Source organism: Dyadobacter sp. SG02 (assembly GCF_900109045.1).
In the GTDB taxonomy this organism is placed as follows: domain Bacteria; phylum Bacteroidota; class Bacteroidia; order Cytophagales; family Spirosomataceae; genus Dyadobacter.
In genome coordinates this window covers 586,751-598,247 of sequence record NZ_FNYL01000003.1, presented here as the reverse complement: position 1 = coordinate 598,247, position 11,497 = coordinate 586,751, and the positions used below count along the sequence as shown (strand labels likewise).

The 11,497-nt window shown below is 49.1% G+C and carries 12 protein-coding genes; 10 read left to right on the top strand and 2 right to left on the bottom strand.

The window, feature by feature from the left end:
* The first annotated feature begins 5 nt into the window (after positions 1-5).
* The 7 genes from BMW93_RS09690 to nagA all read left to right on the top strand — a co-directional run bounded on the left by BMW93_RS09690 (position 6) and on the right by nagA (position 6,438).
* Positions 6-959, top strand: coding sequence for a hypothetical protein (locus BMW93_RS09690; RefSeq protein ID WP_090374995.1), 954 nt, complete (start codon positions 6-8; stop codon positions 957-959).
* Between the two features lie 18 nt (positions 960-977).
* Positions 978-1,856, top strand: coding sequence for a glycosyltransferase family 2 protein (locus BMW93_RS09685; protein ID WP_090374994.1), 879 nt, complete (start codon positions 978-980; stop codon positions 1,854-1,856).
* Positions 1,853-3,199: a hypothetical protein gene (locus tag BMW93_RS09680; protein ID WP_090374993.1), complete on the top strand. Its 1,347-nt coding sequence runs from the start codon at positions 1,853-1,855 to the stop codon at positions 3,197-3,199. The genes BMW93_RS09685 and BMW93_RS09680 overlap by 4 nt, the downstream gene beginning before the upstream one ends.
* A gap of 52 nt (positions 3,200-3,251) precedes the next feature.
* Positions 3,252-4,301 (top strand): acyltransferase, encoded by a 1,050-nt coding sequence (locus BMW93_RS09675; protein ID WP_090375103.1) that lies wholly within the window; start codon positions 3,252-3,254, stop codon positions 4,299-4,301.
* A 91-nt stretch (positions 4,302-4,392) separates the two neighbouring features.
* Positions 4,393-4,689, top strand: coding sequence for a thioredoxin (trxA, locus tag BMW93_RS09670; RefSeq protein WP_090375102.1), 297 nt, complete (start codon positions 4,393-4,395; stop codon positions 4,687-4,689).
* A 16-nt stretch (positions 4,690-4,705) separates the two neighbouring features.
* A complete protein-coding gene (locus BMW93_RS09665) occupies positions 4,706-5,269 on the top strand; it encodes a pentapeptide repeat-containing protein (protein ID WP_090374992.1) in 564 nt (187 codons plus the stop codon).
* 59 nt (positions 5,270-5,328) lie between these two features.
* Entirely contained in the window at positions 5,329-6,438 is a 1,110-nt protein-coding gene (gene nagA / locus BMW93_RS09660) for an N-acetylglucosamine-6-phosphate deacetylase (protein WP_090374991.1), read from the top strand.
* Positions 6,439-6,441: 3 nt separating this feature from the next.
* Here nagA and BMW93_RS09655 read toward each other — a convergent pair whose 3' ends face one another.
* Positions 6,442-8,640, bottom strand: a complete 2,199-nt coding sequence (locus BMW93_RS09655) for a radical SAM protein (RefSeq protein ID WP_090375101.1) — start codon at positions 8,638-8,640, stop codon at positions 6,442-6,444.
* A 93-nt stretch (positions 8,641-8,733) separates the two neighbouring features.
* Here BMW93_RS09655 and BMW93_RS09650 point away from each other — a divergent pair, with 93 nt between their 5' ends.
* The 3 genes from BMW93_RS09650 (at position 8,734) to BMW93_RS35400 (ending at position 10,198) form a co-directional block, all read left to right on the top strand.
* Positions 8,734-9,507: a Fic family protein gene (locus BMW93_RS09650; RefSeq protein ID WP_090374990.1), complete on the top strand. Its 774-nt coding sequence runs from the start codon at positions 8,734-8,736 to the stop codon at positions 9,505-9,507.
* A gap of 71 nt (positions 9,508-9,578) precedes the next feature.
* Entirely contained in the window at positions 9,579-10,055 is a 477-nt protein-coding gene (locus tag BMW93_RS09645; protein WP_218147681.1) for a hypothetical protein, read from the top strand.
* A complete protein-coding gene (locus tag BMW93_RS35400; protein WP_177194053.1) occupies positions 10,052-10,198 on the top strand; it encodes a hypothetical protein in 147 nt (48 codons plus the stop codon). Before BMW93_RS09645 ends, BMW93_RS35400 begins: the two co-directional genes overlap by 4 nt.
* Before the next feature lie 5 nt (positions 10,199-10,203).
* On the opposite strand, the gene BMW93_RS09640 is transcribed toward BMW93_RS35400, so the two are convergent.
* Positions 10,204-11,454, bottom strand: a complete 1,251-nt coding sequence (locus BMW93_RS09640; RefSeq protein WP_090374989.1) for a serine hydrolase — start codon at positions 11,452-11,454, stop codon at positions 10,204-10,206.
* Between the last annotated feature and the right edge of the window lie 43 nt (positions 11,455-11,497).

Genomic DNA, 11,497 nt, shown 5'->3' with positions numbered 1-11,497 from the left:
CGTTCATGAATATAATATACACAGTTTGTAATCGAACCAACCTGGCGCATGCACTGGCTCTGGCCGATTCTGTGTTACAACACCAGCCCGAGGACGTTTTTTACATCGGACTGGCTGACACCCTCAGCATTGACAAGCTCCCGGCGCACGTAAAACTGTTTCCGGTTTCGGAGCTGGCTATTCCCGATTTCGGCAGAATGTCCGCGGAATATTACGATTTCGAGCTATTGCATGCGGTCCGCCCGTGGTTTGGACTAGGTTTGTTGAAAAAACACCCTGAATGCCGCCAGCTAAGCTTTTTAAGCCCTACGGTAATACTTAAAAAGTCTTTCGATAGTTTGTTGAATACAGATTCGGAATTCTATTTAACACCGAATATTTCAACTCCATTAAAAAAATCGCCGATCCTGGACGATAAGCGCATTCTGAATGCAGGCATGTACCATTCGGGAAGCTGGACTTTGCGGCCTTCTGATAAAACCATTGCCGCGCTGGAATGGTGGGCGCACCGTACCATCGACCGCGCCCGTTTCGACCTTTGCAATGGTATGAACACCGACCAGCTCTGGCTGAATTATATGCCGATCTGGATTCCTGCAACAACTACATTACACAATTCCGGCTGGCATTATGGTTTGAATGCGGTTTTGAATAAAAACCTCGTTCTAAATGGTAACGACTATGAAGCGGACGGCCAGCCGCTGATCTCGCTCGAATTCGCCGGGCTTGGGCATTTCGACCCGATCTGGTCGGATCATGCGGCGTTAGTGACCGAAAACAAGGCTTTCCAGGAATTATTTATGCAATACCAGCGCATTGTGATCAGAAAGAAACAAGAACTGGAAATCAGCGGTGAACCGGCTTTCGGAAAGTATGCCAATATCCTTCCCAACCGGTTGATGCGAAAAGGCATTGCAGCCAAATTAAAAGAGTTGAACAATTACATCGATCAGTTTTAATCAGCGAAACAGGATTCCATGCATTTTTTAGAACAAACCACACAGGACCTGCGAAACTTCCTATCGGCATTAAAACCGGCCTCAGCAACCGGCAATGCGCCACGGTACCCCAAACTGACGGTCATCACACCTTCTTACAACCAGGCTGCATTCCTCGAAAGAACGATCCTGAGCGTGCTCAACCAGGGCTACCCGAACCTCGAATACATCATCGTCGACGGAGGCTCGAATGACGGCAGCGTGGAAGTCATCAAAAAATATGAACAATACCTTTCCTGGTGGGTTTCCGAAAAGGACCGCGGACAGGTACATGCCATTAACAAGGCCCTGGAACGGGCTACCGGCGAATATATCAGCTTCCAAAATTCGGACGATGTGTATTTCCCCGGCACTTTCACACGTTTTGGAGAAGCAGCTTTGAAATATCCGGTCGATATCCTGTATGGCGACCTGTACATGATCACCACCGACGACGAAGTGACCGAAATACTCAAAACGACTTCCTACGACTTCGATAGCCAGATACTGGAAGGGATGCAGATCCATAACCAGTCGCTGTTTTTCAAGCGTTCGCTGGTGGAGAAATACGGCATGTTCGACGAATCGTTCCGTTTTGCATTCGATTACGACTTCATTACAAGGTATACGTCGCATCCATCGACGACGACCAAAAAAATCGACGGCCTCGGGGGTGCATTGCGCGTACACGCGGAGGCGAAGTCGTCGACCATCGCCACGACGATCGGTCGGGAGGAACACGCGAGGGTGCAAAAATTGTACATTTCAACGAACACCGGACTCAACAAAATGAAGTATCTTTGGTGCCGCGTCCGTAAAATCGCCTATTTCATTCTGCGATTCGATATTCAGTACATCAGATTCCGGCTTTCCAGATGAATTGGAGCTTATTTAATATAGCCAATAATTTTAACTATCTCCGGTATTCGATGGGCATCGCGATGATGTTCAACGGGTTTCCGCTGATATTTTTTATTCGCGACACCCTCGGTATCGGACCGGCGAGCAGTGTTTTTACCGCTATTTTCTTCTCGCTGGCACTGTTACTCATGGTTCCGGAGACACTTTTCAAGCGACTTTACAAGCCGAATGTCATCCTGATCAACCTGGCCCTGGGCTTTTTGCTGCTCACGCTCTGGTACTTCATGTTTATGAACCATCAGGGCAAATCCATTGCCGACATCGGTAACTTCGTATTCACATTCGGGTTTCTGGCATTGCTCATGCACGTGCCCAACGACGTGAAAGACACGCTGATACAGGTACTTTTCCTATTTTCATTTTTTACCAACATTACCCTCGTCTACGGCCTCCTCACCGACCCGAACTGGACGCCCGGGATGCGGGCAGCCGTAAGTTTCGCCAACGAGGGTGCCCAACCGGGTGGTAACCCGCACATTACAGCCCGCAACGGGGTCATTACCGTCATTTCTGCGATGGTTTTGCTGGGTAGCACCAGGCACCTGCTCACCAGGCTCTTCCTGTTCTTCTCGATTTTGTTTGGACTGGGCGTGGTGGTATTGTCATTGGCAAAATCCAGCTATTTGGGTCTTGGGATTGCATTCGGGGCTTACTTCCTCTTTCATTTCAAATTTTCGAACATTACTTCGGCCATCGGCAGCGCGTTCAAGTTTAAAAATATGGTGTTTCTCATATTGATATTATTGGGAATCAACTATTTCCTCTCGCGCTATGGTGACGTTTTGAATATACTTTTGGGGTATTGGGATGTGTTCCAGGACCGGATCCTGAACGTAATCTTTACATCCACGGGGGTGAGGCTTTCCGAAGAGGCTGATATCGACTATTCTGCCATGGGGCGCGTGAGTGGTTTTGGAGAATTTATGGAAACACTATTCTCGTGGGATATCTTCCTGGGCAGGGGATATAAGAATGATTATCTCGACGTCCCGATCCTCGAATCGTGGGTGAATCACGGGATATTCGGCTTTATTTTCTTTACGAGCTTTTGCTTCTTCCTGTTCCTGTACGTGATACGCGAGGTGCGCCGCCACACCAATCCGCTGACGACATTCCTGGCCTATTTCTTCCTGTCGATGATGGTATTGCTCTTCACCGGCGGGCGTCCGTACGATATCGCATTCTGGTTCCCGTTTGCCGTCATGATCCGCTTCCTCGGTATCAAATACCTGGATACAATCCCGAGAATGAGAAAGGTATCCAGGCCCGAAGCACAACCAGTTAGCCCCGTAACCACCTGATATACTCCCCCGAGCCGCGGAACCGTCCCGAATGGTTTCCAGCATTTCGCGCATGAAGAACAGAGTTGAACAACTGGATGGGTTAAGGGGCATATTCGCTGTCCTGGTCATTGCCCACCACCACAATGCATTCAAGGAATCGATTCTTTACAACAACTTTTTCGTCATCAACGCGAGCCTGTTTGTCGATTTCTTCTTCGTGCTCAGTGGTTTCGTCATTGCACTTAACTATGTCGACCGCATTCACAGCACCAGCGATTTCCTGACTTTCCTCAAAAAGCGTTTTATCAGGTTGTACCCGCTCCTGTTTTACACGGAAGTCGTTTTTGTGGCAGCCAACCTGCTCGGTGAGCACAGCGCGTTGAAGAATGTCGCAGGAATGGGTCTGAGTTATTACTTTTACACATCCCTGGACGCCCTTACATTTATGGGTTCCAGCACGATATTGGGCGGTTGGATCAGCAATAATTATCCCTCGTGGTCAATTTCTGCTGAAATGATTTCCTACGTCGTATTCGGGCTGGTCGTATTGACACTGCCGCGGTTCAAATATGCCGCATTTGCGGTTATCGGCCTCCTATCCGCCATTTTCATCTGTTCAAGGGGCGAATATCTGCTGGCATACGATTACGGTTACGTGCGCGGATTGCTCTGTTTCGCGCTGGGCATATTCACGCAAAGGCTGTTAAGGCAAAAAACATTTCAGCTTTCTGCATTCGAAATTCCATTCCTGCTTTTTCTGGTCGCCGCGATGTATTTCGTGCACCATTGGGAGCTCAATCTCTGGAAGCTCGTATTCCCATTCATTTTCTCGGTCGGGATCGTCATTTTCGCCAGCTCTGCGGGTGTTGTTACGCAAATGCTCAACAGCAAACCCTTTCAGTATCTGGGCAAAATCTCCTATTCTATTTACCTGAACCACGCGATCGTGCTGATATTTGTCAACATCGTATTATTCAGGTTCTTAAAATCCCCGGAAAATGAAGCGATGTTCGCCATTTCCCTGCTTAGTTCGATCGCGCTGACGATCCTTTACTCGCATTTCACCTATGAATTTGTGGAAAAACGCGTGGGTAAGTTTCTGAGAGACAATTGGGACTAATGGCATGATCTTTACCCCGGTTTTTCTGCCGGCACGGATTAAACCTTTCGAGGCCGGGATGGGTTATCAATACAGACAAAACATTGTAGTCATGGCAACATTCTCAGAATTGATCAACAGCGATAAACCGGTTTTGGTGGACTTCTCGGCCGAATGGTGCGGCCCGTGTAAAATGATGAAACCGATCCTTGAAAAAGTAAAGGCCGATCTGGGCGATTCAGCGACGATCATCAAAGTCGATGTGGATAAAAACCAGTCGGCAGCACAGGCATACCGCATTCAGGGTGTTCCTACATTGATCGTTTTCAAAAACGGTAAGCCGCTCTGGCGCCAGTCGGGTGTAGTGCAGGCCGACCAGCTCAAATCCGTTATCAAGCAATACATTTAATATCCTTCGTGGTTCAATGCGCAGTACCAGCAGTTTCGACACTATTGAAAACAAAGATTTTAACATTGAGCCACTGCTGGAAAGTAGCTACGAGCAGGTCCGGTTTGTGCAATGCAACATTCCGGACCTGACCGGTATCGACTTCATCGACTGCGTATTCGAGGAATGCAACCTGAGCAATGCATCGGTCAAGAATTGTAAAATTTCCGATATCGAATTTGTCAATTGCAAACTCACGGGCGTCAATTTTTCGGAGAGCAAAGACTTCGCTTTCGCGGCAGTTTTCGAGAACTGCATTCTCGATTACGCCATTTTCGAACGGAAGAAGCTGAATAAAACCGTTTTCAACAGCTGCAAAATTCACAACGCCGATTTCACCCAAACCGACCTTTCCAAATGCAAAGTGCATAACTGCGATTTTTGGGATGCGGTTTTCGATGGTACCAACCTCGCCGGGGTCGATTTTTCGACCAGCAAAAACTTCACGATCGATCCCACGGCCAACAATGTTCGCAAAGCGAAATTCCTCTCGTCGGACCTGGCCGGGCTGTTGACCAAATTTGACATAATTATCAAATAGTGCTTTGAAGCGCTCTGCGTTTTTTGTTTCTTGGGCGCTTCTAAACCAAGCCTTTGATTATGTCCACCCAGTTCTTCGCAGAGAAAGTTTTTACAGGAAAGGAAGTCCTATTTAACCAGATTATCGTCACCGAAAACGGCCGCATTCGCAGCGTCGAGAGCGGTACACCCAAAACCGGCATGCCGCAGGTAACCAACCTCGCGCCGGGGCTATTCGACAGCCACATTAACGGCGGCGAGCAGTTCTATTTCACCGAGCGCGCCGACGAGGAAACGATCGACGACATCTACCAGGCGAGCGTCCGCACCGGTACCGCTTACGTGCTCCCTACCCTCATTACGTCCCCGCACGACAACATTTTGAAAGGCATCGAAGCCACCCGCAGCTACATGGCCAAAAACCCGGATTCGGGCGTGCTGGGCATGCACCTGGAAGGCCCGTTCCTCAACCCGATTAAACGCGGCGCGCATTTAACGGCATTCGTGCGCAAACCGACCAATGCGGAACTTGAAGAAATCATTCAATACGGCCAAGACGTGATCCGCCTGATCACGATCGCCCCGGAAATGTTCACCGAAGATCAGCTTCAAATGCTGCTCGAATCGGGCATTACCGTATCGGCAGGACACTCCAATGCCACCTACGCCGAGGCGATGACGGCGTTCGACCAGGGTATTCAACTGGTAACGCATTTGTACAACGCCATGTCGGCCTTCGGCCATCGCGCGCCCGGGCTCGTAGGCGCGACTTTCGAAACCGAATCGGTTTACGCACCCATTATTATCGATGGTACCCATTGCGATTTTGGTGCGGCGAGCGTGGCTTACAAAATCAAGCGCGACAAGCTGTTCCTGATTTCCGATGCATTGTTTTTAGGTCAGAAGGTTACCCAGTTCAAATGGGGAGAATTTGATGCTTATTTGAAGGACGGGAAATATATCAACTCGGATGGTAACCTCGCGGGCGCCACTATTTCGCTCGGCGACGCGGTACGAAATGCAGTGGAGATCATTGGAATACCCGTTCAGGAAGCGGTTGAAATGGCGACCATTCGTCCGGCTACGGCGTTAGGAATCCAGGACAAGATCGGCAGCATTGCGCCAGGTTACCCGGCCGTTTTCACGACATTCGACGACAACCTCGAAACCTTCGAAGTGCTGCGTTACTAAGCATTACAACACCAGCATACCACCATTTTTCAGCTCCTGCCACGTGCGGGAGCTGAGAAATGTTTCAAAAGGGCCTAACCCAGCCGTTTCGAAGTCATTTTTGAACTGCTCGAATGCGTAAGGCTCCGGGTTAGCGATCAGCAGCGCGGGCAGTATTCCGGTAAGCCACTCGCCTACTTCTACCTCCGCTTCCACAGCCCATTCTTTCTTTTTGTTATAAAAAACGAGTTCGGCTATTTCAACAACCTTCTTGCCTCGCTTCTCTTCAAAAACCGCCATTTCGGGCAAGCTACCCGTCCAGACGATCACTGCATTGGGTCTGGCCGCAAGTTCGGCCGGCTCATGAATGCTTTTTTCCAGGTAATTCGGTGGAATGGCAGTCGGCGGCGTTCTGAAATCAAACCATTCGGACAATGGAAAATCGAGGCAAACGCCGTGCATATAATTGAAAAGCGACTTGCGCAAACCCTCTGCAAACCGGTCGTGATCGGCACCCGATGGGTCGTCGTGTTCCAGGTCATTATTCGCAAACTTGCCGGTATCCGGTCCTAATCGCATTACATCGAACTCCTCCGGATGCAAACCGACCGGGCTATGCGCCGTCATCGCAAACCGGTGCCAGAAACCCGACTGCACAATGCCCAACTGGAACATTTGCCGAACCATTTCCAGGGAATCTATTGTCTCTTGCGCTGTTTGCGTTGGAAACCCGTACATCAGATACGCGTGTACCATAATGCCTGCCTGTGTGAACGCATCCGCGACGCGTGCTACCTGTGCGACGGTTACGCCCTTTTTCATACGATCGAGCAAGCGGTCGGATGCCACTTCGAGCCCGCCGGAAATGGCAATGCAGCCCGAGGCTTTCAGTAACAGGCAAAGGTCATGGGTGAAGTTCTTCTCAAAACGGATATTCGTCCACCAAACCACTGTAAGCTTCCGGCGGATAATTTCCAGCGCCAGATCACGCAGCAATGCAGGCGGCGCGGCCTCGTCTACAAAATGGAAGCCGTTCTGCTGGGTTTGCGCTATAATTTCTTCAATGCGATCACAGAGCAGCGAAGCCGTCATCGGCTCATAGCGACGGATATAATCCAGTGAAATATCACAAAACGAGCATTTGCCCCAGTAGCAGCCGTGTGCGAGCGTGAGTTTGTTCCAGCGGCCGTCGCTCCAAAGGCGGTGCATCGGGTTCACGATCTCGATCACCGAAAGGTAATCGTGCAACGGAAGGTCGCTGTAATCCGGCGTGCCTGTTTCGCGTTGCGGCACATCCTTTTCCTTCGCGCCATTGTGGTACACCACTTTGCCATCGACTCGCGAAAACACCCGTTTCAGACTAGTCAGGTCGCGCGCTCCATCCAGATGCTCCAAAAGCGATTGCAGCGGCGCCTCACCGTCGTCGAGGCACACAAAATCAATATAATTAAAAACCCGCGGCTCTTCCAGCGAACGCAGTTCGGTATTGGCAAAGCCGCCGCCCATCACGATTTTGATATGCGGATAATGCGCTTTCAGGTACTGCCCGCATTTGAAACCACCGTACAAATTACCGGGAAATGGCACCGAAATACACACAATATCTGGTTGGAACAGCTTCACCTTCCGTTCCAAAACATCCTTCAAAGTCTGCGAAAGCAAAGTATCCGGCGTTTCCAGCGCGGCTTCCATTTCATCAAAACTCGTCGCCGAACGCCCCAGGCGCTCCGCATACCGACTGAAACCGAAATGCGGGTCCACGGCCTCCTGGATCAGGTCGCCGAGGTCTTCGAGATATAATGTTGCCAAATGCCGGGCCTTATCGTGGATACCCATCGTCCCGAATGCCCAGTCGAGGTCTTCGAGTTGCTGGAAACGGCTGGCTTCCGGCAGATAGGTGCGGTCACAAATGCTATGGGCTAGTGTAGGATTGCTGTTTTTCAGAAAACGGATCACCGGATCGATCGTCGAAATGTACTCGTCCCGGAGCGCGTAAATGCGGAAACTATTGTCCGTCAGCTCAATATCAGACGCTTCCAGCGTAGCAAACAGCTTTTTCAGCCCTTTGGAAGAAAACAATTCGAGGATCACATCGATACCCAGGTCTGCCTGATACGACTCCCGTCCCAGGGTATTCAAAAACCCTTTGAGGTAAGCGGTCGCGGGATAAGGCGTATTGAGTTGGGTAAATGGCGGGGTAACCAGGAGTGTCTTCTTTTTCACGGATGCACGTTTTCTACGGTGCAAAGGTAGGGGTTTTGGATTTGAAAGAATACTGGTAACTTGGTTGGTTGCCTTACACACGCCACGTCGCCCATGAACATTGTATCGGATACTTTACTGGAAAACTACCGGAACCAGCTTGGGCTCGATCCCGATGCGGCACTACAAAAACTCCGTGAATCGTTCGTAAGAGCGGATTCTTTCAACTTTTACACCTCTGTGGCCGTAATTACTTCCTCGAAAATCGAAGGCGAACCGATGGAAGTCGATAGTTATATCAAACACAAAATCCAGCAGATAGAATACCTTCCCGAGCTCACACAGAAGCCCAACGATCTTTTCCGCGCGTACATTTATGCGAAGGAAAACCGGCTCACGGAAGATCATTTTTTACATGCACACCGCCTGCTTACCGAACACCTTTTACCTGGGCACTGGCGGGGTGTTTACAGGCGGAATCCGATGGTCGTCATGGAGCATAAAACAGGTCGCATCCAGTTCGAGGCGGCACCCGCGCATTTACTGGAAACAGAAATGGGCAGACTTTGGGAGGATATTACAGAGTTGTTGCATCGCGACTTGTCATTTGAAGAAATCTTCTATTACGCGTCGTTTATTCATTTGGTTTTCGTTTGCATTCATCCCTTCAACGACGGCAACGGCCGGGCAGCACGACTGCTTGAAAAGTGGTTTCTTTCTGACAAGCTTGGGCATGTTGCCTGGTACATTCAATCGGAGCAGTATTATTATCAGCACGTTGAGGCATACTATCAAAATTTGAACAGGCTGGGGATGTTTTATGAACAGCTGGATTATTTGAGGGCAGAATCGTTTCTGAAGATGTTACCGGAGGCGTTGGCTCATTGAGAAGTGTCGTTGGGGTACTTTGTGTAGGTGGGACAGTCCCCCTTGTTTAAGTTCGATGCAATTTCAAAACAATGAACCTTCTTACAAACTTTATGCCCCCTCGTTACTATTTCGACACGTCGGTATTTGGCGGCGTTTTTGATACCGAATTTAAAATTGAAAGTTTACGAATTTTTGAGTTGGTTAAATCCGGCGCGATACGCTGTATTGTTTCAAATATCACAGAAGGAGAATTGGCCGACGCTCCCGAAAGAGTAAGGCATTTTTTCGAAAAAATTGACAACCGCAACATCGAACGGGTTCTCCTAACCCAAGAATCCGCTGATCTGGCTGAAATTTACCTAAATGAAAATGTAGTGGGCCCAACTAGTCGCGATGACTGTTTGCACATCGCCATAGCCACAATCGTTAAAGCAGATGTCCTGGTGAGCTGGAACTTCAAACACATCGTTAATGAGCACAGGATCAAAGGATATAATTACATAAATTTACGTTTAGGATATGATGAGTTAGAGATTGTCTCACCCAAAACAGCCTTACAATTATGAAAACGAAAGAAAAGGAGTTTGACGCAATCAAAATGACACGCGACATCAAAGAAAAAATATCACGTGAAATTGAAGGAATGACGTTCGAGCAGCTTCAAGCTTACTTTGCAAAAAAAAGAGCGAAGCTGTATTCAGGCCACTAACCCCCTTAATGCGGCTCCGGATCTTCCAGATACTCATGAAAATCAACCTGCCGCATACGCTTACCTCTGCCGGGGTCCTTATACTTTGAAAACGCCCAGAGCACATACGAGGTAATATCCTGATAAAAATCCGAACGGATCGGGAACAGGCCGTCGCCGTTGCGCAATGCGTTGGTGAAGAGGACGACGGTAATGTCTTCCGGGCAATGCATCCAAACGCTACGGAAACCCTTCGGATTCGGAATTCCGAGGCCCGAATACCACCAGCCGTCGTGGTAGCTGAATTTTCCCTCAGGCATCACGGCGCTGTAACTGCCCAGGCCGTTATTCACAATTTCATCACGCATGCCCTGCGTGAGAACTGCATTGTTTTCGGGCGAGAAAAGTGCCGCATAAAGCTTTACGCCCTGGTTGGCGGTGAGGTAAATGCCGTAGCCGCCGGTGGTCGAACTGAAATCGCCCGGATCAAAACCATACTCTTCGGAATAGGGATAATCATAGCCGAAAGTAGGCTCAGGGAAGCCGTTGGAAAAAAGCGCTTCGGCAGTTACACCCGCCTTTTCGAAAATGCTCTTCTGCACATATTCTTCATATCCCCTGAATGCAAACAATGCATCATTTTCATCGTTACCGCTAAATTTCAACCCATTGATAGCTGGTATCAGCACCCTGAAAAGCCCGAAATTGGCATTCTGGTAACAGCTCGATCCATGATTTTCTTTTCGGATACCATTTTCTACCAGCAGTTTCAAACCATACCATACATTCTCGGTGAATGCCCCGTTCCGGCAATTTTCGCTCATGCCTGTGATCCCGCTCGTATGCGTGAGTAAATCCTTGAATGTTATGAGGTCGATATTGGGGCCTTTTACCCAGGTTTTGGGCAGATAATCGATGATCTTGTCGGTGGTTTTGATGCCCTTTTCGTTGGCCAGTCTAAGGAAAGCGGCCGACGTAATAGTCTTGGTCATGCTCGCAATCTGCATTTTGGTGTCGGGCGTCACTGGCTTGTCCTCCCGTATCTCCACCTTTCTGGCGTGAAAACCACCGGCCCCGGTGCCTATTAACTGATCTTTTTTATAAACCGCGAAGCTGTAACCGAAGCCCTTCCCTTTCAGCGAATCGTCGAGGATTTCAACAAACTTCTTCGCGGGCTCTTCTTCGGTTACCGGGCCCGGATCTTTATCTTTTTTACAGGCTAAAACAGTCGCTAAGAGCAGACAGAAGCTAAAAATCGGTGACAGATAGGGTTTCATGGCCAGTAATATTATCAAAATGTAAAATGAAGATCGCAACTAG

Excerpts from the sequence above, each read along its gene's own strand:
- BMW93_RS09675 (WP_090375103.1), top strand. The coding sequence starts at position 3,252 with ATGAAGAACAGAGTTGAACAACTGGATGGGTTAAGGGGCATATTCGCT.
- BMW93_RS35400 (WP_177194053.1), top strand. The coding sequence starts at position 10,052 with ATGAAAACGAAAGAAAAGGAGTTTGACGCAATCAAAATGACACGCGAC.
- BMW93_RS09680 (WP_090374993.1), top strand. The coding sequence starts at position 1,853 with ATGAATTGGAGCTTATTTAATATAGCCAATAATTTTAACTATCTCCGG.
- BMW93_RS09645 (WP_218147681.1), top strand. The coding sequence starts at position 9,579 with ATGAACCTTCTTACAAACTTTATGCCCCCTCGTTACTATTTCGACACG.
- nagA (WP_090374991.1), top strand. The coding sequence starts at position 5,329 with ATGTCCACCCAGTTCTTCGCAGAGAAAGTTTTTACAGGAAAGGAAGTC.
- BMW93_RS09685 (WP_090374994.1), top strand. The coding sequence starts at position 978 with ATGCATTTTTTAGAACAAACCACACAGGACCTGCGAAACTTCCTATCG.
- trxA (WP_090375102.1), top strand. The coding sequence starts at position 4,393 with ATGGCAACATTCTCAGAATTGATCAACAGCGATAAACCGGTTTTGGTG.
- BMW93_RS09650 (WP_090374990.1), top strand. The coding sequence starts at position 8,734 with ATGAACATTGTATCGGATACTTTACTGGAAAACTACCGGAACCAGCTT.
- BMW93_RS09690 (WP_090374995.1), top strand. The coding sequence starts at position 6 with ATGAATATAATATACACAGTTTGTAATCGAACCAACCTGGCGCATGCA.
- BMW93_RS09665 (WP_090374992.1), top strand. The coding sequence starts at position 4,706 with ATGCGCAGTACCAGCAGTTTCGACACTATTGAAAACAAAGATTTTAAC.
- BMW93_RS09640 (WP_090374989.1), bottom strand. The coding sequence starts at position 11,454 with ATGAAACCCTATCTGTCACCGATTTTTAGCTTCTGTCTGCTCTTAGCG.